The organism is Georgenia halophila, from assembly GCF_039541595.1.
In genome coordinates this window covers 37426-57756 of sequence record NZ_BAABGN010000003.1, presented here as the reverse complement: position 1 = coordinate 57756, position 20331 = coordinate 37426, and the positions used below count along the sequence as shown (strand labels likewise).

The 20331-nt window shown below is 70.7% G+C and carries 18 protein-coding genes, 1 tRNA gene and 2 pseudogenes; 4 read left to right on the top strand and 17 right to left on the bottom strand.

All coding sequences use genetic code 11. The annotated features are described in order from the left end of the window. From ABD907_RS05515 to ABD907_RS05480, 7 genes and pseudogenes are all read right to left on the bottom strand, one after another. The coding region (locus ABD907_RS05515; protein WP_345215505.1) for an IS30 family transposase at window positions 1-722 on the bottom strand (722 nt) is incomplete at its 3' end. A gap of 288 nt (window positions 723-1010) precedes the next feature. Further along, window positions 1011-1748 carry a phosphoglyceromutase gene (locus ABD907_RS05510; RefSeq protein WP_345215502.1) on the bottom strand — a complete coding sequence of 246 codons (738 nt, stop codon included), beginning with the start codon at window positions 1746-1748 and terminating at the stop codon, window positions 1011-1013. Window positions 1749-1830: 82 nt separating this feature from the next. After that, on the bottom strand, window positions 1831-2166 hold the full coding sequence (locus ABD907_RS05505; RefSeq protein ID WP_345215501.1) for a histone-like nucleoid-structuring protein Lsr2: 336 nt from the start codon (window positions 2164-2166) through the stop codon (window positions 1831-1833). A 140-nt stretch (window positions 2167-2306) separates the two neighbouring features. Next, complete coding sequence (locus ABD907_RS05500; RefSeq protein ID WP_345215500.1) at window positions 2307-2471, bottom strand: hypothetical protein; 165 nt, start codon at window positions 2469-2471, stop codon at window positions 2307-2309. Between the two features lie 568 nt (window positions 2472-3039). Continuing rightward, window positions 3040-4188, bottom strand: a complete 1149-nt coding sequence (locus tag ABD907_RS05495) for a sensor histidine kinase (protein ID WP_345215504.1) — start codon at window positions 4186-4188, stop codon at window positions 3040-3042. Further along, a pseudogene (locus ABD907_RS21220) lies at window positions 4185-4869 on the bottom strand (response regulator transcription factor). Before ABD907_RS21220 ends, ABD907_RS05495 begins: the two are co-directional and overlap by 4 nt. Window positions 4870-5202: 333 nt before the next feature. Then, window positions 5203-5757, bottom strand: a complete 555-nt coding sequence (locus ABD907_RS05480) for a hypothetical protein (RefSeq protein ID WP_345215499.1) — start codon at window positions 5755-5757, stop codon at window positions 5203-5205. A gap of 292 nt (window positions 5758-6049) precedes the next feature. Between ABD907_RS05480 and ABD907_RS05475 the strand changes: the two genes are divergently transcribed. Continuing rightward, window positions 6050-6379 carry a hypothetical protein gene (locus ABD907_RS05475; RefSeq protein WP_345215498.1) on the top strand — a complete coding sequence of 110 codons (330 nt, stop codon included), beginning with the start codon at window positions 6050-6052 and terminating at the stop codon, window positions 6377-6379. Window positions 6380-6446: 67 nt separating this feature from the next. On the opposite strand, the gene ABD907_RS05470 is transcribed toward ABD907_RS05475, so the two are convergent. Further along, a complete protein-coding gene (locus ABD907_RS05470; RefSeq protein ID WP_345215506.1) occupies window positions 6447-6812 on the bottom strand; it encodes a hypothetical protein in 366 nt (121 codons plus the stop codon). A 177-nt stretch (window positions 6813-6989) separates the two neighbouring features. Between ABD907_RS05470 and ABD907_RS05465 the strand changes: the two are divergent. Continuing rightward, a pseudogene (locus ABD907_RS05465) lies at window positions 6990-7493 on the top strand (ISL3 family transposase); the annotation flags it as partial. Between the two features lie 75 nt (window positions 7494-7568). Here the strand turns inward: ABD907_RS05465 and ABD907_RS05460 are convergent. The 4 genes from ABD907_RS05460 to tmk all read right to left on the bottom strand — a co-directional run bounded on the left by ABD907_RS05460 (window position 7569) and on the right by tmk (window position 11314). Continuing rightward, window positions 7569-7644 (bottom strand) — tRNA-Thr (locus tag ABD907_RS05460). Window positions 7645-7809: 165 nt separating this feature from the next. After that, window positions 7810-9396 (bottom strand): alpha/beta hydrolase, encoded by a 1587-nt coding sequence (locus ABD907_RS05455; RefSeq protein ID WP_345215497.1) that lies wholly within the window; start codon window positions 9394-9396, stop codon window positions 7810-7812. 65 nt (window positions 9397-9461) lie between these two features. After that, a complete protein-coding gene (locus ABD907_RS05450; protein WP_345215496.1) occupies window positions 9462-10637 on the bottom strand; it encodes a DNA polymerase III subunit delta' in 1176 nt (391 codons plus the stop codon). Further along, on the bottom strand, window positions 10634-11314 hold the full coding sequence (tmk, locus tag ABD907_RS05445) for a dTMP kinase (RefSeq protein ID WP_345215495.1): 681 nt from the start codon (window positions 11312-11314) through the stop codon (window positions 10634-10636). The genes ABD907_RS05450 and tmk overlap by 4 nt, the downstream gene beginning before the upstream one ends. 60 nt (window positions 11315-11374) lie before the next feature. Here tmk and ABD907_RS05440 point away from each other — a divergent pair, with 60 nt between their 5' ends. Further along, on the top strand, window positions 11375-11995 hold the full coding sequence (locus tag ABD907_RS05440; protein ID WP_345215494.1) for a mycothiol-dependent nitroreductase Rv2466c family protein: 621 nt from the start codon (window positions 11375-11377) through the stop codon (window positions 11993-11995). Window positions 11996-12164: 169 nt separating this feature from the next. Here ABD907_RS05440 and ABD907_RS05435 read toward each other — a convergent pair whose 3' ends face one another. From ABD907_RS05435 to ABD907_RS05415, 5 genes are all read right to left on the bottom strand, one after another. Then, the gene (locus ABD907_RS05435; RefSeq protein WP_345215493.1) at window positions 12165-13208 is read right to left on the bottom strand and encodes a Gfo/Idh/MocA family protein; all 1044 of its coding nucleotides are present in this window, start codon (window positions 13206-13208) and stop codon (window positions 12165-12167) included. A gap of 100 nt (window positions 13209-13308) precedes the next feature. Then, the gene (locus ABD907_RS05430; RefSeq protein WP_345215492.1) at window positions 13309-13611 is read right to left on the bottom strand and encodes a hypothetical protein; all 303 of its coding nucleotides are present in this window, start codon (window positions 13609-13611) and stop codon (window positions 13309-13311) included. Between the two features lie 5 nt (window positions 13612-13616). Next, window positions 13617-16331, bottom strand: coding sequence for a type I DNA topoisomerase (topA, locus tag ABD907_RS05425; RefSeq protein ID WP_345215491.1), 2715 nt, complete (start codon window positions 16329-16331; stop codon window positions 13617-13619). Window positions 16332-16433: 102 nt separating this feature from the next. Continuing rightward, a complete protein-coding gene (locus ABD907_RS05420; RefSeq protein WP_345215490.1) occupies window positions 16434-17315 on the bottom strand; it encodes a phosphatase PAP2 family protein in 882 nt (293 codons plus the stop codon). 75 nt (window positions 17316-17390) lie between these two features. Continuing rightward, a complete protein-coding gene (locus ABD907_RS05415; RefSeq protein WP_345215489.1) occupies window positions 17391-18245 on the bottom strand; it encodes a glucose 1-dehydrogenase in 855 nt (284 codons plus the stop codon). A gap of 226 nt (window positions 18246-18471) precedes the next feature. Here ABD907_RS05415 and ABD907_RS05410 point away from each other — a divergent pair, with 226 nt between their 5' ends. Further along, window positions 18472-20313 carry a BCCT family transporter gene (locus tag ABD907_RS05410; protein ID WP_345215488.1) on the top strand — a complete coding sequence of 614 codons (1842 nt, stop codon included), beginning with the start codon at window positions 18472-18474 and terminating at the stop codon, window positions 20311-20313. Window positions 20314-20331: the final 18 nt, after the last annotated feature.

Sequence of the window (20331 nt, the reverse complement as noted above, 5' to 3'; positions counted from 1 at the left end):
CGGTCCTCCACCTCGGGTGGCCGCTGGGAGATCATCACCATCGAATCGGTGAATCGGGGTGTGCGCTGGTCGGGCTGCCGGTGTGGCTTACGTCGGGTGCGCCCGGTACGCAACGCGGCGGCGACCTCGCGGCGCAGGCCGCCGCGGGCCTGGACGTAGATCGCCTGGTAGATCGTCTCGGTGCTCACTCGCATGCTCTGGTCGTTGGGGAACTCCTTGACCAGAGCGTGACAGATCTGCTCGGGCGACCAGTGCACGGCGAGCTGGGTGCTGACGTAGTCGCGCAGTGGACCCTCGGCGGTGAGCTTGCTGTCCTTGGGACGAGCCCGTGAGACGGTCCACGCCCGGTGTGCGGCATAGGGACGATAGACGCCGCTGTTCGAGCGGTTGTCGAGCTCGCGTTTGATCGTCGAGGCCGGCCGGCCCAGATGTCGGCCGATCTCGCGGAGCGAGGCCCTCTGACCGTGAAGGTCAGCGATCTTCTCCCGCTCGCTCAGCGTCAAGAACCGTGGATGCAGGTCCGCTTCCAGCGCCGTCATCCTCGGCGACTGCTGCCCATCAACGTGAGTGGTCACACCAGTCTTGTAGTCCACCCGGCGCCCATCTGGATGGAGGCGCGAGCTGTTGGACTTGCGGATTCCTTTGTCCCAGTCCCGGGCTGTCCGCTCGTTGACCCCGACTCGCACTGCAGCGTCGCGCCGGCGAAACCCTGATGCACGCAGGCGGTCGTACTCCGCGCGCCCTGGATGCCCGCCGGTGCCGGGCTTGCCACGACCGCGAACACCAGCCTTCCGTGCCCACCCGAACGCGGTGTTTCGATTCGCTCCGACCGCACGCGCAGCCGCCGAGACACTGCCCCCTTCACGATCCAACGCCTCAAAGAACCGAGCCTTCAACTCCTCAGAAACCACGATCCCCGCAACTCCCTGAAACTCAGGGTGTTGCGGGGATCGCTAGAACCCGACAGGTGGTGCGGGGCCCGTCGTCCGTCCAGCTCGCGGCCTGTCGGGTCAGCGGCCCTGGTTCGCGACCGCGGCGATGGCTTCCTCCGCCGCCTGGGGGTCGAGATAGCGACCACCCTTGACCGTGGGCGTCAGGTTCCCGTCGAGCTCGTAGAGCAGCGGGATGCCCGTGGGCACGTTGAGCCCGGAGATGGTCTCGTCGTCGATGCCGTCGAGGTGCTTGATGATCGCGCGCATGGAGTTGCCGTGCGCGGCGACGAGAACGGTCTTGTCCGCCCTCAGGTCCGGGACGATCGCGTCGTTCCAGTACGGCAGCGCCCGCTCGAGGACGTCCTTGAGGCACTCCGTGCGCGGGATCGGCTCACCGACGTAGCGCGGTTCGGCGTCCTGCGAGAACTCGGAGCCGAGCTCGATCTCGGGGGGCGGCACGTCGTAGGAGCGGCGCCAGGTCATGAACTGCTCCTCGCCGTACTCGTCCCGGATCTCCTTCTTGTTCTTGCCCTGCAGGGCGCCGTAGTGCCGCTCGTTGAGGCGCCAGCTGCGCTTGACCGGGATCCAGTGCCGGTCGGCGACGTCGAGGGACAGGTTGGCCGTGGAGACGGCACGGCGCAGCAGCGAGGTGTGCACGACGTCTGGGGTGATGCCCGCGTCGACGAGCAGGTGCCCGCCCCGCTCGGCCTCCTGCGTGCCCTTCTCCGACAACGGCACGTCGACCCAGCCGGTGAAGAGATTCTTGGCGTTCCACTCGCTCTCGCCGTGGCGGAGCAGTACCAGGGTGTAGGTCATGCACACATTCCACCACGAAGACACCGGCGGCCGGCCACCTCACGGGTGGCAGGCCGCCGGTTCTGGTCCAGCTGGTCGACGGTCAGGCGGTGGCCTTCTCGTACGCCTCACGGATCTCCGCCGAGATGCGGCCGCGCTCCGAGACCTCGTAGCCGTGCTTGCGGGCCCACTCGCGGATCTTGCCGGCGTCCGAACCCGAGCCCGAGCCCGCGCGCGTCCCGCGCCGACCGGTGGTCCGGCGGCCGCCGGAACGGCGTGCGTGACCGACCCACTCGGCGAGCGACTCGCGCATCGCCTTGGCGTGGGCCTCGTTCAGGTCGATCTCGTAGGTGACCCCGTCGAGCGCGAACGTGACGGTCTCGTCCGCCTCGGACCCGTCGATGTCGTCAATGAGCTGGACTTGAACCTTCTGTGCCATGAGCTCTCCCCGGTCAGTTTGGAATACGGCCATTCAACAGGTCGCAGTGGCTGACGTTCCCGTCTGGAGCGACAGTATATTGTTTGGGCGGGAATTGTCATGCGAACCGCTGTCGAGATGTCCGGCTCCGGCGTTGGGACTTACTCGCCGGCGATCGGCCGGTCGGTGTTATTCGCCGCCGACTCGTGCGCGAGCCTGCGCTCGGCGTCACGCTCTTTTCGGTCGGCGTTGACGATGGCGCGTATCGCCAGGTAGAAGAGTATTCCCGTCCCGATCGAGGGGACGAGTGCGACGAGGTGGTCCACACCGAAAGTCTACGTCGATTGTCTCGGCGCGGTGGGCGCGGCGGCGTTGTCCTGTGGAGAGCGAGTGGGGGGGCATCGTGGGCAGCAGACTGCGCCTGACGAGCGGCACACGTTGCCGGGACGGCGGTGACGCCGCCGGATGACGCGTCGTGGTGGCGCGTGCGTACGTCCTGCGCCGGCCCGCGGCGGGAGCGGCGGCGCCCTCCGGCACGCGGCAGGTCAGACTCGGGACCAGGACGGTCCCGCAACGACGAAATGCCCGGTCAAACCACCGCCACTCGTGCCGGCACAACACGCCCCCGCCATTGTGATGCCTGGCACTTTCCCCGCGGGGCGTGCATTGCGAGTCACGAGGGGCAATATTAGGGACGGGACTGGCCGCTTTGCGAGACTGCGGCGGCGGGCGGACCGCGAGGTCACGGCAAGCACCATGGAACCACCGGCTCGGCTGCGTGACCGCCAGGAGCACGTACGAGGAACACGTCAGCAGGAAGCAGCATTTCGCTCGCATACTCCGGTGCCCACGCTTTGAAGTAATCCACGGCGCACCGCATTGACGAGGCCCCGGTCAGGACGGCAGCTCGACGCGGAACCTGCACCCGCGGGCGGAGACGAGATTTTCCACACCAACCCGGCCGCTGTGGGCCTCGACGATCCCCTTAACGATGGCCAGCCCGAGCCCGGCTCCCCCGGTCCCGGGCACATCGTCCACGCTCGCGTCGTCGGCACGCTCGGGCGTCCGCGCCCGGCTTCCCTGCCAGGCGACGTCGAAGACCCGGGCACGGTCCTCGTCCGCCAGGCCTCCGCAGCGGTCGCTGACGCTCAGCTCGATGCTCTGGGAGAGTCTCCGGCCCCGGATCTCGACCACGCCGTCGTACGATGTGTGCCTGATCGCGTTCGCCACCAGGTTGGCCATGACCCGGGACAGCCCCGCCGGGTCGGCCGCCACCACCAGGCCGGGCTCCACCGCGCCGTCCAGGCGCACACCGTGCGCCCGGGCCAGCGGGTCGGCACCGGCGATGGCCTCGCTCACCAGATCGCCGATGAGCACGGGCTGGGTGTCCAGCCGCATCACGCCGGCGTGGAGGCGGGAGAGCTCGAAGAGGTCGTCGACCAACCGGACCAGCCGGTCCACCTCCACCCCGATCTGTCGGTGGTAGCGCGACGGGTCGGGTGCGAGCCCGTCCTCGAGGGCCTCCGTCATGGCCCGCATCCCCGCCAGCGGGGTGCGCAAGTCGTGGGAGACCCACGAGACCAGCTCGCGTCGCGACTCCTCCAGGCGGCGCTCACGGGCCCGCGAGTCCGTCAGGCGTTCGTGGGTGGCGGCCAACTCGTCGGCGAGGCCCTGGAACTCCGCCGGCCCACGCCGCTGGGACGGGTAGGGCGTCGGCTCGGAGAACCGGCGGACATCGGCCCGCAGGGCCGCCGACCAGTGCGCCAGCGCCAGCCCGAGCAGCCATGCGACGACGCCCGCGACGAGGGCGGCTACGGCGGTCACCATCGTGACCACCTGCAGGTCGTGCTCGGACAGGAACATGCGTTGCGCGATTCCGAGCACACCAGCGAGGACTGCGCCGACCGCCACTACGGCCACCAGACCGAGCTGCGTCCGTAGCGACCGGTGCCGCAGCAGCCAGCCCGCGAGCACCCCGAGGATGCCGACCCCGAGCGCGGCGACCGTGGCGACCACGACGATCTCGATCTGGTCCGCGGTCATGCTCGTGGCTCCCACCGGTACCCGACGCCCCAGACCGTCACGAGGTTCTCCGGACGAGTGGGGTCGGCCTCGATCTTCTCGCGCAACCGGCGCACGTGGACCGTCACCGTGCTGGTGTCCCCGAAGGACCAGCCCCAGACGAGCCGCAGGAGGTCGTCCCGGGAGAACGCGGTGCCGGGGTGGACCATCAGGAACCGGAGCAGGTCGAACTCGCGGCCGGTCAGCACCAGCGGCCGGCCCGCGAGCGTGGCCTCGTGGCGGGCGGCGTCGACGACAAGGTCGGCGTCGGGTCACCACGTCCGATTGCGGCCGCGTGCCACCACCGGCCCGGCGGAGCACCGTGTCGACGCGCAAAGCCAGCTCCCGGGGGCTGAACGGCTTGGTCACGTAGTCGTCGGCGCCGTGGCGAAGGCCGACCACCGGGTCGGTCTCCGCGCCGAGAGCGGTCAGGATGATGATCGGGACGTCGCCGCTGGCGCGCAGCTGTTTGCACACGTCCAGCCCGTCGACGCCGGGCAGCATCAGGTCCAGGACCACCAGGTCGTAGGGCAGGCCGGACACCGCCCGCAGCGCGGCCTCGCCGTCGCCCGCCTCCACGGTTTCGTGACCCTGTGCCCTGATGTAGGTCGCCGCGACCTCGCGCACCGTCGGGTCGTCGTCGACCACGAGGACCCGGGCCATCAGGTGTCGCTCGAGATCTGACGCATGTATCGATCATCGCAGCGGCGGATCCGCGCGGAGGCGCAAACCCGGGGTTACCGACTCCTTACGGCACGGCACGGCACGGCACGGCACGGCACGGCACGGCACGGCACGAGAACAGCTCCTCGCCCGCACCATGGCAAGCAACCTGGCACAGGCCGGGAAACTGGTTGGCACCGCGTTCGCCGGGTTCACCGGTGAGGAGGAGGCCGCCGCGTGAGTCTCGGTCGTGCGGGAGCTCATGGTCATCAGGACTGTGCCGCACCCAACGCCATCCCGGTTCGCGCAGACCCGCAGGTCTGCCTTGCAGACTCACCGGCCGTCGGCGTCCACGGAGCGCTCGTGTGCCTGGGCGTGCAGCCGTCGCGCGCCCTCGGAGACCTGGGAGGCTCGGGCGACCGCACCGTCGACGGCCTCCAGCACCGCGGGGTCGACGGTGGCGCGCAGCGGCACCCGGGCGGCCCGTTTCCCGTCGGCGAGCACGAACACCTCGTCCATGCCGTCGACGTCGCGATCGACCGACGTCACCCGGGTGAGGTCGACCTCGCGGAACTCGGGGGGCCCGAACGGCGACTCTGCGCTGAGCGTGTTGCCGTCGAGGGTGACGACCACCGCGGTGGCGCGCATCCGTCGGTTCCCGAGGATGGCGTACGTGATGCGGGCGAGAATGAAGCCCACGAGGACGAACGCGGCGTAGAAGACAAGGTCGCCCCACAGCCGGTCGTTGCCGATGCTGACCAGGACCCCGACCGCGCAGGTGAACACAAGGACGCCGGCGACCAGCACCAGGTCTTGGCCACGCAGCGGATGCGCGTGGACGGACTGGTACGGCTCGTCGGTGCGGTGCGCGGGGTCATCGGGTGTCAATGCAGGGTTCCTATGTCGCGGATGGCTCGACTGGCCGGTCAGGCTACGCTACAGCGACCAGCCGTCCGCCTTCGCGCCCGGCGGCTCCAGCGCCTCGATCGCCGCTTCGGGCACCGCGGATGGATGGAGGGTATTCGCCAACTGCGGGTCTCGGGGTGAGGAGGGGCGCGGCGTGTCCTGTAGCCGGGTCGAGCCGACGTGGGCAACCATTGAAAGGCCTCTCGCGGCAAGCTGATTCGTCACCATCGGAATTGGCAGGCGAGACCCAACGACCCGATCAGAAGAGGATCTCATGCCAGCTATGGAGAAGCAGGTGGCCCGCGAGTGGAGCCATTCCCCCGAGCAGGTGTTCGCCGCGCTCACACAGGTGGTCGAGGACGGCAAGTACCGCCTCGGCGGCCGCGACGACGCCACTGGACGGCTGTCGTTCGAGAAGGGCAGCAAGTGGGGTTGGATCCACGTGTTCACCGCCACCGTCGAGCCTGCTGGCAACGGTGCGCGCCTCGATCTGACCGTCGCCTCGCCGCCTGACGCCGTGATCGGGCTGGCCAACGGCCTGATCCTCCAGAAGGCGGCTGACAAGACGGTCAACGCCGTCGACGCGGCGCTGGCGGACCGGTAACCCAACGCCGAGCCTGCGCGGCCACGCCCGTCTTCAGCAGTCGGCAACATGCCCACCGTTTGCTACCTCACCGCCGGAAGCAACCTTCGACGAGAACAATTGCTCGATCGATCCTGACGCCGTCGTCGAGCGGATCATGTTCTCCCCGTGCCACGTGCGCGAGCACGTGGCGTCGAGGCTGCGTGAGGCCCCGTTGACCGTCGACCGGCCGTTCCAGCTCGCGAACATCGTGGGTGCCGGGGGAGCACGGCCTGCCGAGCATGGGATCGCGAAGCGGCTGGTGGAGTTCGCGCACGAGTACTCGGCGTGCCGCTGCGGACGCAATGTCGCAGGTGCGCCACGCGGCCACGAACGTCTCCTGCAACAGGTCTCCGGCTCCCGCCTCCTCCGGCCGCTCGGCGACGCAGGCGCAGCAGCTTGGCATGGTGCTCATCCTCCTGGGCTCAAACAGGAGCGGCATCAACCCTGGGACTCTTCAGACCTCGGGGCCTCAGGGACGCGTTCGCCCAGACCGCCGCCGGAATGGCTACTGCGCCCGCCCTATCCGGCTCACCGGCTCCTCCACAACCGTGGTCGTGGACCACGACGCCCGCGGGCTGGTGTTGGCAGCGCCGGGAAGTGCCCCGACGCCGTCCGGGCCGCTGATCCGTTTCATGTGGTGAAGTGGCCACCGAAGCACTCGACGAGGTCGCCGCAGAGCGTGGAACGAGGCCCGGGCACTGGCCCGCACCGACGCGGCCGGGGCCGCCCCGCGCCGAAGCACCCCCGAGACCCGGCAGCGAGCGGGGCCAAGACGCTCTAGGGCGCCCGCTACTCGCTGTGGAAGAACCCCGGGAACCTCACCGAGAACCAGCAGGTCAAGCTCGCCTGGATCGCCGCCACCGACCCGAAGCTGTACCGGGCCTACCTCCTCAAGGACGGACTGCGGGTGGTGTTCCAGCTGCCCTACGCCGCCATCGAGCACGGCCTGTCCAACGGCCTGATCGAGTCCACCAACACCAAGATCCGACTCATCACCCGGATCGCGTTCGGCTTCAAGTCCGCCGACGCCCTCATCGCCCTAGCCATGCTCAACCTCGGCGGCCACCGCCGCGTACTCCCGAGCCGCAAATGACTCACAGGTCAGTCAGGAGAGCCGGAAAAGGGCCTCTGAGCAGGGAATGCCCCGGCGCTCGGGGTGACCGGGGCGTGGAGCCGCCTGTGGGAATCGAACCCACGACCTATTCATTACGAGTGAATCGCTCTGCCGACTGAGCTAAGGCGGCGCGGACGCCGGCAGGCCGGCGACTCAGCGCACACAACTCTACAAGGGCGCTGTCGCGGGCGACAAAACGTCCGGGCGTGACTCGCGACACCTGCCGAGCCCAAGGCCACCACCTAGAGCACGGCGGGCGCGTGCCCGGGTGACCCGCAGGCCAGGCCCTGAGCCATCAGCAGGTCAAGCCGTCCTTCGGCGGGTCACCCTCGACGAGGAAGGCGTCGACGGCGTCGAGGACGCAGTCGTTGGACCGCCCGTACGCGGTGTGCCCCTCCCCCTCGTGGGTCACGAGCACGCCGCTCGCGAGCTGCTCGGCGAGGCTGACGCTCCACTCGTAGGGCGTCGCCGGGTCCCCTGTGGTGCCGACGACGACGATCGGCGGGGCGCCCTCGGCATCGAGCGGGCCCGGGCGCTGCTGACCCTCGACGGGCCAGGCGTCGCACAGGACGTCGCCGTAGGACAGCGCCGGGCCGAACGTCGGTGCCGCGTCGGCGAGCTCGTCCGCCTGGCGACGCCAGTCCGAGATGTCGCCGGTCGCCGGCTGGTCGAGGCAGTTGACCGCCCAGTTGGCCTCGGTCGAGTTGTTCCGGTACGTCCCGTCCGGCGCCCGGCCGGCCATGGTGTCGGCGAGGAACAGCAGCTGTGATCCGTCCCCGCTCTCCATGGCCTGGGTGAGGGCGCTCGTCAGCGCCGGCCACGAACGGGTGTCGTACAACGGCGTCAGGATGCCGGAGACGGCCAGCGGCGCCGTCAGCTCCCGGCCGTCCGCCGTCGGCAGCGGGTTGTCTGCGGTGAGGTCGAGGAGCGTGCGGATCTGTTCCATGCCGTCGTCCGCATCGCCACGGAGCGGACAGTCCGGGCCGGCCTGGCAGTCCTCGACGTAGGCGCGCAGCGCCTCCTCGAACCCGACGGCCTGGTCGAGCGTCATCTGGTGGGCGCTCAGGGAGGGGTCCATCGCGCCGTCGAGCACGAACCGGCCGACCCGCTGCGGGAAGATGTCCGCGTAGACGGCGCCGAGGTGGGTGCCGTAGGAGTAGCCGAGGTAGTCGAGCGCGTCCTCGCCGAGCGCGGCACGCAGGATGTCCATGTCCCTGGCCGCCGAGGCCGTGTCGACGTGGCCGAGCAGCTCGCCGGTGCGCGAAGCGCAGCCCTGGGCGATGAGCTCGGCGTCCTCGCGGTACGCCTCCAGGCCTTCGGGGGTCTCGACGTCGTAGTCCGCCGCGCGCAGCCGGTCCAGCTGGGCGTCGGAGACGCAGTCGACCGGCGCGGACCCGGCGACGCCGCGGGGGTCGAACCCCACGACGTCGTACGCGGCGAGCAGCTCGGGACTGAACATGCGCTCGACGCTCTCGACCATGTCCGCGCCCGAGCCGCCGGGGCCGCCGGGGTTGATGACTAGGGACGGTGCCCCGTCGCTGCGGCTGGGCAGCCGCTTGAGGGCCAGCTCGATGGACTCGTCGGCGGGCGCGTCATAGCTGACCGGAACGGTGAGCTTCGCGCAGTCGTAGTTCCCGCAGGCCTGCCAGTCGAGGTCCTGGTCGTAGTACTCCTCGAGTGCCGGGTCCTGGGGCGCGGGGGTCGACCCGCTCGGTGCGGATTTGGGCTCGTTCGGCTCGGGCGAGGACTGGGACGCCTGGTCCTCACCCGCGGTCTCCACCCGCTCCATCGGCTCGTGGCCGCATCCGACCAGGACGATGGGCAGCAGCACCGCGACCACGCCGAGGCGCCTCGACAGGGACCGGGGAAGCACGCGACGCACCCGGTCACGCTACCTGTCCACACGGTCCTCGCGCGGCCGGTGCCGTCGGCTCATGGTGGCGCGGCTCAGCTCGCCTGCGGCCGCAGCGCCACCATCATGGCCTCGACCGCGAGAAGCGGCGCCACGTTGGCCTCCAGCCGCTCGCGCGCCACTCCCACGGAGTCCATGCGACGCACGGTTCGCTCCGGCGTCGAGTCGGCCGCGAGGCGGCGTACCTCGTGCTCCAGGTCCGTGTTGACCAGGTCGACGGCGGCACCGAGCTGGACCACGAGGACGTCCCGGTAGAGCGAGAGCAGGTCGACCATGGCTCGGTCGAGCACGTCGCGCTGTGCGCGGGTGGCCCGGCGCTTCTGCTCCTCCTCGAGCTGGCGGACCTGCCCGCGCAGCGCCGGCGGGAGCCGCGTCCCGGCCTCGGCGCCGAGGCTGCGCAGCAGAGCCGCCTTCTCGGTCGCGTCGCGCTCCTCGGTGGCCGCCTTGGCGTCCGCGCCGGCAGTATCGATGAGCTCCGCTGCCGCGAGGACGGCGTCGCCCACCCCGCGGATCCCGGCCGGCACGGCGAGGAGTCGACGGCGGCGTTCGCGCGCGTCCGGGTCACGGGCGAGCCGGCGTGCCAGACCGACGTGCGACTGTGCGGCCCGCGCGGCGGTGAGCGCCACGTCGGGGTCGAGGCCGTCGCGGCGCACGAGCAGGTCGGCCACGTCGTGGGGGTCGGGCACCCGCAGGTGGGCCCCGCGGCTTCGCGACCGAATGGTGGTCAGCACGTCCTCCGGGCTCGGCGCGCAGAGCAGCCACACCGTGCGCGGCGGTGGCTCCTCGATCGCCTTGAGGAGCACGTTCGAGGTGCGCTCGACCATGCGGTCGGCGTCCTCCATGAGCATCACGCGCCACCGGCCGCGGGCGGGCGCGCGCTGCGCCTGGGAGACGAGCGGACGGATCTCGTCGATGCTGAAGATGACCTTCTCGGTGCCCACGAGCGTCACGTCGGCGTGGGTGCCGGCGAGCACGGTAGTGCAGTCGTGGCAGCGGCCGCAGCCCGGCTCCTCGGGGTCGGTGCATTGCAGCGCCGCGGCGAACGCGCGCGCGGCGACCGACCGGCCGGAGCCGGGCGGTCCGGTGATGAGCCACGCGTGAGTCATGGCGCGCGCGCCGGCCTCGCCGGAGGCGTGCCTGGAGGCGAGCACGGCACCCTTGAGGGTCGTGACGACCGCGTCCTGGCCGACGACGTCGTCCCAGACGCTCATCGCGATCCCCCGGCGGGCAGCAGCGGCAGGAGGCGGTCACGGACGGCGGCGTGGACCTCCTCCGGGCTTGCGGCGGCATCGACGACGAGGAACCGTTCCGGCTCGGCACGGGCGAGCGCCAGGAAGTGCTCGCGCACGTGGATGTGGAACTCGATCGACTCGCGCTCGAGCCGGTCCGGGGCATGGCTGCGCCGCGCCGCGCCGGTGGCCGGGTCGAGGTCCAGCAGGACGGTCAGGTCGGGGAGCAGCCCCTCGGTGGCCCAGAGGTTGAGGTCGCGGATCTCGCCGTCGCCCAGCTCACGGGCCGCGCCCTGGTAGGCGATCGAGGAGTCGAGGTACCGGTCGGTGACCACCACGGCGCCGCCGGCGAGGGCGGGGCGCACCAGGTGGTGGACGTGGTGGGCGCGGTCGGTGGCGTAGAGCAGCGCCTCCGTGCGGGGGTCGAGGTCGTCGCCGTGCAGGACGGCGTCTCGCAGCACCCGCCCGAGATCGGTGCCGCCCGGCTCGCGGGTGAGGACGACGTCGTGCCCCGCAGCGCTCAGCCACGTGCCGAGGAGGTCGCGCTGGGTGGTCTTGCCCGCGCCGTCGCCGCCCTCGAGGGAGACGAAGCAGCCCGCGAGCTCGCCGGACGTGCCGGTGGCTGGCGCTCGAGGGGCGGCAGGGACCTCTGGACTCACCCGGTCAGGGTAGTCGGGCGCAGCGACACGGCGTGCCGACGAGCAGTAGCCTGCGTCGGGATGAGTGAGCGGACGACTGCGGACTTCTGGTTCGACCCCTCCTGCCCGTACACCTGGCTGACCTCGCGGTGGCTGGTGGAGGTCGCGCGGGTCCGGCCCGTGGACATCCGGTGGCACCTGATGAGCCTGTCGGTGCTCAACGAAGGCCAGGAGGAGGATCCCGAGGGAGACACCGAGGGCTACCTGTGGGTGCCCGTGCGTGTCTGCATGGCCACGCTGGAGGAGCACGGCGAGGCAGCGCTCGCGCGCCTCTACACGGCGCTGTGGACGGAGCCGCGCGAGGGTGACTGGCTCGGCGATCTCCACGCCGCCCTGCGTGCCGCCGGCCTGCCCGAGTCGCTCGCCGACGTGGGCGACTCGACGGCGTACGACGCGGCCGTGCGGGCCTCGCACGCGGAGGCGCTCGCGCAGGTGGGCGAGCACGTCGGCACGCCCGTCGTCAGGGCCACCACGCCCGACGGCGGATCGGCCGCCTTCTTCGGCCCGGTGATCTCGCGGTTGCCTGCCGGCGAGGATGCCGGACGGCTCTGGGACGGCACGCTGCTGGTCGCGGCCACGCCGGGGTTCCACGAGCTCAAGGGCCGCCCCCACGCCGAGCCGGAGCTCGACGCCACCGCCTGACCACGCGAAGGGCCTTCGCCCGGACCTCCGGCACCGGTGGAGAATGTGCTGAGTTTGCGGCTACGAACGACAAGTACAGCAACTTTTGGCGCCTGGGCGGGCCCGGGCACCTGGGGCGGGTCCGCGCGGCGCCCGGCCTGGCCCCGAGGGGTCAGGCCGCGAACGAGCGCTACTCGCCCGGGTAGACGACCCCGAGCTGGCGGCGCACCTCGTCCATGATCTCCATGACCTCGATCGTGGCGCTCCACGGCATGACGGGGGACTCCTGCTGCCCGGCCGTGACGCAGCGGGCCACCTCGGCGGCCTGATGCTGGAAGCCACCCAGGCGGGTGCCGTCCCCGGGCCAGGTCCAGGCTTCGCCGTCGGCCGGTGTGACGGTGATGGTGGTGGGCGCCCAGGCGCTGCCGGCCACGTCGATGCGACCCTCGGTCCCGATCACCGACGCGTCGGTGCGGCTGCGCGCCCACATGTTCGCGGTCGCCACGGCGACCGTGCGGCCGTAGCCGAGGGTGACGGCCTCGTGGACGTCCACGCCGAGCTCGTTGAGCGCACCGGCCGCGTGGACGTTCTCGGGCGCACCGAGCACGCTGTGGATGAAGGAGACGGGGTAGACGCCGAGGTCGAGCAGCGCACCACCGGCCAGGGACGGCTCTCGGAGGCGCTCGACGAGGGGCAGTCGCTGCCCGTGGTCCCCGCGCACGGCGAGGATCTCGCCGAGCACACCCGAGGCCGCGACGGCACGCAGCACCACCATGTGGGGCAGGAACCGGGTCCACATGGCCTCCATCGCGAACAGGCCGCGTTCCTCGGCCACGGCGAGCACCTCACGGGCCTCGCCGGCGTTGCGCGTGAAGGCCTTCTCCACCAGGACGGGCTTGCCCGCCTCCAGCGCCAGAACGGCGTGCTCGCGGTGATGGCTGTGCGGGGTGGCGACGTAGACGACGTCGACCTCGGGGTCCGCGAGCAGGCCGGCGTAGCTGCCGTGGGCACGGCCGATGCCGTGCGCCTGCGCGAACTCCTCCGCCTTGTCGACGGACCGCGAGCCGACGGCGACCACCTGCTGCGAGGAGTTGGCGGGCACCTCGGTCGCGAACTTCCGGGCGATGCCGCCCGCGCCGAGGATGCCCCAGCGCAGGGGCGGGGCGTCGTGCGGATCCGGCACGTCGGGAAGGCCGTCGGGCAGTGCGCTGGTCGTCGTCGCCGAAGAAGTCATGTCGGTCAACCTAGTGCCGCACCGGCTGCGACCGCGTCACCGTCCGGGACGCGGCCGCTCGAGCATCCCAGCGCTCGATCCTCGGGTGTTGACGTGCGAATCACTCGTTGGGCGAGCGGAACTTCCGCATCGGGTCGTAGCCGGCCTCGCTGATCTGGGGATCGGTCGACGCCGTCCGGTCCAGCGTCGATGCGGTCTCCGCCCTCCTCCGGGCCCGTTCGCTCGCCTGCCGGAACGCCGTGAACAGGATGACGAGGGCGACACCGACGACGACGGCGATCGAGACGAACAAGCCCTCCGACGAGAGCCGGTCGAACACGAACAGCAGCACGAAGGCGGCGATCGCGATCGCCGACAGCCCCAGCGTGCCCCGGATCGAACGCCGGAGGAACCGGTCGTACATCGTCCTCAGCCCTTCTTGGCGGTGCTCCGCTTCGTGGTGCTGCGTGAGGTGCTCTTCTTGGTGGACGCCGGCTTCTTGGCCGGGCCCTTCGCCCGCTTCTCGGCGAGCAGGTCGAACCCGCGCTCAGGTGTGATGGTATCGACGTCGTCGTCCTTGCGCAGCGTCGCGTTCGTCGCTCCGTCGGTGACGTACGGACCGAACCGGCCGTCCTTGACGACCACCGGCTTCCCGCTGGTCGGGTCCTCGCCCAGCTCGCGCAGCGGTGGGCGTGCGGTGGCGCCACGGCCGCGCTTGGGCTGTGCGTAGAGCGCCAGCGCCTCCTCGAGCGTGATGTCGAAGATCTGGTCCTCCGTCTCGAGGGACCGCGAGTCGGTGCCGCGCTTGAGGTAGGGGCCGTACCGGCCGTTCTGCGCGGTGATCTCGACGCCGTCCGGGTCCGTGCCGACGACCCGCGGCAGGGACAGCAGCCTGAGGGCCTGCTCGAGGTCGACGGTCTCGAGCTGCATGGACTTCAGGAGCGATGCGGTCCGCGGCTTCGGCTTCGCGCTCTTCTTCTTGCCCTTCTTCGGCCCCTCCTCCTCCGCCTCGGGAAGCACCTCGGTGACGTAGGGCCCGAAGCGTCCGTTCTTGGCGATGATCGTGTGTCCGGTCTCCGGGTCGGTGCCGAGCTCGCGTCCGTCGTCGGCCTGCTTCTCGAGCAGCTCGCGCGCCAGCTCGGGCGTCATCTCGTCGGGCGCGACGTCGTCGGGCACCGAGGCGCGGCGGGCGGGCTTGCCCTCTTCGCCGGGGCCCTCGATGTAGGGGCCGTACCGGCCCACGCGCAGGGTCAGACCGTCGCCGATGTCGATGCTGTTCGCGGCGCGTGCGTCGATGTCGCCGAGGTCGGCCACGAGATTGCGCAGACCCGGCCGGTCCGAGCCCTCGTCGCCGCGGTAGAACCGCGTGAGCCAACCGACGCGCTCCTCCTCCCCCGCCGCGATGCGGTCGAGGTCGCCCTCCATCTCGGCGGTGAAGTCGTAGTCGACCAGGCGGGGAAGGTTCTCCTCGAGCAGCCGGACCACGGAGAACGCCAACCAGGTCGGCACCAGGGCCTGCCCGCGCCGGTCGACGTAGCCACGGTCGGTGATGACGGAGATGGTGGCCGCGTAGGTGGAGGGTCGGCCGATGCCGCGCTCCTCGAGGGCCTTGACGAGGCTGGCCTCGGTGAATCGCGGTGGCGGAGTGGTCTCGTGGCCCTCGGGGGCGACCTCGTTCGTCTCGACGGCGTCGCCCTCACTCACGACGGGCAGGCGCGTGTCGTCCTTTCCCTGACCGCTCTCGTACCGGTCGGCGTCGCGGCCCTCCTCGTAGGCGGCGAGGAATCCGCGGAAGGTGATGACGGTGCCGGACGCCGTCAGCTCGGCGCGGGCGCTGCGCCCGTCGGCCAGGACGGGGTCGGCCCCGAGCCGCACGGTGGCGGTCGAGCCGCGGGCGTCGGCCATCTGCGAGGCGACGGTGCGCTTCCAGATCAGCTCGTAGAGCTTGAACTGCGCGCCGACGAGGCTGCTCGCGACCTGGGCGGGGGTGCGGAAGGAGTCTCCGGCGGGGCGGATCGCCTCGTGGGCCTCCTGGGCGCCCTTGGCCTTGCCGTAGGTGCGGGGCTTGTCGGCGACGTAGTCGGAGCCGTACAGCTCGGCGGCCTGCCCGCGCGCGGCGGAGACAGCCTGCGAGGACAGCGCCGGGGAGTCCGTACGCATGTAGGTGATGAAGCCGTTCTCGTACAGGCCCTGGGCGGTGCGCATGGTCTCCCGCGAGCTCATGCGCAGCTTGCGGGACGCCTCCTGCTGCAGCGTGGAGGTGGTGAAGGGCGCGGCCGGCCGGCGGGTGTACGGCTTCGTCTCCATCGAGACGACACGGGACTCCGTCTTCTCCAGGGCGGTGGCGACGTCGGTCGCGGTCGCCTCGTCGAGGTGCACCGCGCCGCTCTTCTCGGCCGCGGCCTTGAGCCGGCCGTCGTCGCCGAAGTCACGACCGGAGGCGACCTTCTTGCCGTCGAGGTTGACCAGCTTGGCGACGAACTCGCCGCGGTCCTCGGCGGGGCCGCCGGTGAAGGTTCCGCGCACGTCCCAGTAGGAGGCCGCACGGAAGGCCATCCGCTCACGTTCGCGCTCGACGACCAGGCGGGTGGCCACGGACTGCACGCGTCCGGCCGAGATCCCAGGCTTGACCTTGCGCCACAGCAGGGGCGAGACCTCGTAGCCGACGAGCCGGTCGAGTATCCGCCGGGTCTCCTGGGCGTCGACGAGGCGCTCGTCGACCTCACGGGTGTTCTCCAGGGCGCGGGTGATGGCCTCGCGGGTGATCTCGTGGAAGACCATCCGCTTGACGGGGACCTTGGGTTTGAGCACGTCGAGGAGGTGCCAGGCGATCGCCTCGCCCTCGCGGTCCTCGTCGGTGGCGAGGTAGAGCTCGTCGGACTCCTTCAGGGCACGCTTGAGCTCGGCGACCTTCTTCTTCTTGTCCGAGTCGACGACGTAGTAGGGGTCGAAGTCGCCCTCGACGTCGACGGCGAACTTCCCGTAAGGCCCCTTCTTCATGTCGGCCGGCAGCTCCGAGGGCTGCGGCAGGTCACGAATGTGCCCGACGCTGGCCTCGATCTCGAAGTCGTCGCCGAGGTAGCCGCGGATGGTGCGCGCCTTGGTCGGCGACTCGACGATCACGAGCTTGCGGGAGCTGGCCACAAGGACCTTCCTTCTGGGTGCTGGACGCCGCACGGCGTCCCTGGGTTCGCGCCGACCGTACATCTTCGCCGCGCAGCCGCGCAGTCGGGATCTGTGTCGCCGCTACCGGCGGGCTGGAGGTGCAGACCTGGGCCGTGGTGCCGCCAGCCACAGGGCGACGACGGCGGTCAGGCAGGTCACGGCGACGACGCCGACGCTGGCACCACCGTAGGCGATCAGGCGTTCGAGCCGTGCACCGCCGTCGCCCTGTGTGGTGATGAGCATGCTGAGGAGGGCCGCCAGGCCCGCCCCGATCCCGACGACCAAGAGGAACGCCCGGGTCGCGGTGTCGGCCCGGCGCACCCACTGCGGCGCGACGCGTCCGGTGTCGTCGGCGCCCGGTCCGAGGACCACGAGGGCCACCAGCAGCCACGCGGCGACGACGAGCACGGCCGCGACGACGTCACTGGCGCGGTGCCAGCCGCCGATCATGGTGGCCACGCCCGTGCCGCCGGCGTAGACGGCGCCGAGGAGCGCGGCGAGCCAGCGCCACCGCGGGGGCGCGACGATGAGGGCGGCCGCGGCCACCGTGGCTGCGACGGTGGTGTGACCGCTGGGCATGGAGTTGTCCACCGTCTCCGAGATCCCGTGGTCCGGCCGGTCCAGCAGGTCGTACTTGAGGATCTGCGTGCTGAGGTTCGCTCCGGCGACGACCACCGCCACCGCGACGGCGTGCCGCCAGCGGCGCCGCAGGAGGGCCAGACCGCCGGCGACAGCGATGACCAGCACCAGGAACGGCACCGACACGACCGCGAGCACCTGCTGCGCCGTCGAGTCGAGCCGGCTGCGGCCGATGCGTGACCCCTCGTAGGCGACCTCGTCGAGGCGCTGGCCGGTCGGGGTCGTGACGAAGAACCACCACACCGCCAGGACGGCGGCGGCCGCGACGACGGCGAGGACCACACCCGCGATCCGACGGTTGGCGCCGCGCGCGTCCTGGGTCACGCGACAACCGTAGGCGTCCGGAGGCCGCACGGTGTGGTTTCGTTGCGAGCCGTGGTCGCGCAGAGGTCGGTGCTGTCAGAAGACCGGCTTGCCGCCGGTCACACCGAGCACGGTGCCCGAGACGTAGCTCGCCTCGTCGCTCGCCAGATACACGTACGCCGTCGCCACCTCGACGGGCTGGCCGGCGCGTCCCAGCGGGGTGTCGGAACCGAAGCCCTCGACCTTCTCCTGAGGCATCGTGGACGGGATGAGGGGTGTCCAGATCGGCCCGGGGGCCACCGCGTTGACGCGGATGCCGCGGGGGCCCAGCTCGCCCGCGAGATTGACCGTGAGGTTGTTGAGCGCAGCCTTCGTCGCGGCATAGTCGAGCAGCGGTGTGGAGGGCTCGAAGGCCTGGATCGAGGTCGTGTTGATGACGCTCGAGCCGGGTTCCAGGTGTGGCGCGGCGGCCTTGGTCAACCAGAACGTGGCATAGACGTTGGTCGCGAACGTGCGCTCGATCTGGTCGTCGGGGAAGTCCTCCAGCTCCTGGTGGGCCATCTGGAAGCCGGCGTTGTTGACCAGGATGTCGAGGCCGCCGAACTCGGAGACGACCTTGCGGACCAGCTCCTTGTTCGCCTGCTGCGTGCGCTGGTCGGTCGGGCAGAGGACACATCTGCGGCCGGTGGCCTCGACGTGCCGCTGGGTCTCCTGGGCGTCCACCCGTTCCTGCGGCAGGTACGCGATCGCCACGTCCGCGCCCTCCTTGGCGAACGCGATGGCCGTGGCACGGCCGATACCGGAGTCCCCTCCGGTGACCAGGGCGCGCTTGCCGGTGAGGCGGTCCCGGCCGGCGTACGACGTCTCGCCGTGGTCGGGGGCCGGGCGGAGGTCCGCCGTCGTACCGGGCCAGTCCTGCTTCTGAACGGGAATGGACGAGAGGTCGCTCATGCCCCATGGTGTGCGCGGGCGGCAGGGGTCCGCACGTCGAGAGCCGCGGCAGACCTCCCCGCAGCGACGGGACGGCTGGCAGGAGGTGCCTTCCGTAGCTCCAGGGTGGTCCTGACGCGCAGGAGTGGTTACGGTCGTCGATTGAGTACTCGGCCCGGCGGCCGCGGCGCTGCACGCCCGTTCACGCCGTCGCGTCAGCGAGCGAACCCGACCGAGGAGAACCTCCATGAGTTCAACAGCTCAGCGAAGCGCCGGACCGCCGGCTGATCCACCCGAAGCAGGCAGGCCGCGGAAGAAGCCCCTCCTTCAGGCGCCACGCATCTTCATCCCCGCCCTCGTCATCATCCTCGGTGCGGTCGTCATCGCCTACGTCTGGCCGGAGACGGTCTCCACGACGCTCGACAGCTTCATGCTCGACGTGGTCGCGGCGCTCGGCCCCTGGTTCGTGGTCACCGTCGCCGGTTTCATCATCTTCTCCCTCTGGATGGGCCTGAGCCGCTTCGGTGACATCAAGCTCGGCAAGGACGAGGACGAGCCGGAGTTCTCGCTGCTGTCCTGGTTCGCGATGCTCTTCGCGGCCGGCATGGGCATCGGCCTCGTGTTCTGGGGAGCGGCCGAGCCCCTCGAGTACTTCACGAACCCGAAGCCCGGGGTCCCGGAAGGCGCCTCGGCCGCGGTGCGCGCCGAGGCGGCGATCAGCCAGACGTTCCTGCACTGGGGCTTCCACGCCTGGGCCATCTACGCCGTCGTCGGCCTCGCGGTCGCCTACGCCATCCACCGCAAAGGCAGGCCCGTCTCCATCCGGTGGGCGCTCGAGCCGCTGCTGGGCGACCGGGTCAAGGGGTGGATCGGCGACGTCATCGACGTCGTCGCCGTCGTCGGAACGCTGTTCGGCGTCGCAACCTCCTTGGGCCTCGGCGTGCAACAGATCTCGGCCGGCCTGAACTACCTGAACCTCATCCCCGAGGGCCAGATCGCTGACGACGGGACGATCTCCAACACCGTCCTGATCGTCCTGATCACCGCGATCACCTTCATCGCCCTGTTCTCCGTGCTCACCGGCATCGACAAGGGCATCAAGATCCTGTCCAACACGAACCTCGGCATGGCCGGCGTCTTCCTCATCGCCCTGCTGCTGCTGGGCCCCACCCTGTTCCTGCTCCGAGACCTCGTGCAGGGAATCGGCAGCTACCTGCAGAGCATCGTCGAGCTCACCTTCAACACCTCCGCCTACACGGGCGAAGAAGGCCTGTCCTGGCAGCGCTTCTGGACCGTCTTCTACTGGGGCTGGTGGATCTCCTGGGCGCCCTTCGTCGGCGTCTTCATCGCCCGGATCTCGAAGGGGCGCACCGTCCGCCAGTTCATCGGCGGGGTCCTCCTCGTCCCGACCATCATCACCTTCGTCTGGTTCACCGTCATGGGCGCCGGCGCGATCCGGCGGGCCTGGGAGGACAACAACGGCGGCCTGTGGGACCCGGAGATCGCCGCGACGGTCGGTGGGCAACCCGAGCGCGTGCTGTTCAGCTACCTCGACGGCCTGCCCGGCGCAACGCTGCTCGCCGTGGTCGCAGTACTGCTCGTCGCCATCTTCTTCGTCACCTCGTCCGACTCCGGCTCGCTCGTGGTGGACATGCTCTCCTCGGGCGGCGACATCAACCCACCGAGGTGGAGCCGGGCGATGTGGGCGCTGCTCGAGGGCGCGGTGGCCATCACGCTGCTGCTCGCCGACGGCCTGACAGCGCTGCGCAACGCGGCGATCCTGACCTCCATACCCGTGTCCGTCGTGATGGTCCTCATGTGCGTCTCCATCTACAAGGCACTGAGCGCCGAGCACCTCGTGCTGGTCCAGGCCGAGCGGCGACAGCGGCGTGAGGAGCTGCAGCGACGGCTCAGCACGCACGTCGAGGAGCAGGTCGACGTGACCTTCGACGAGAAGTTCGACGAGAAGTTCGACGAGGCCTACGCCGAGGTCGCCGCCGAGAACGGGGACGGTCCGGACGCAGGCGCAGCCGCCGGCACGCGGAGGGGCCGATCCTCCCGCTTCGGGCGCTTCCGCCGGGAGCGCTAGCACCTGCTCGACCGAGAC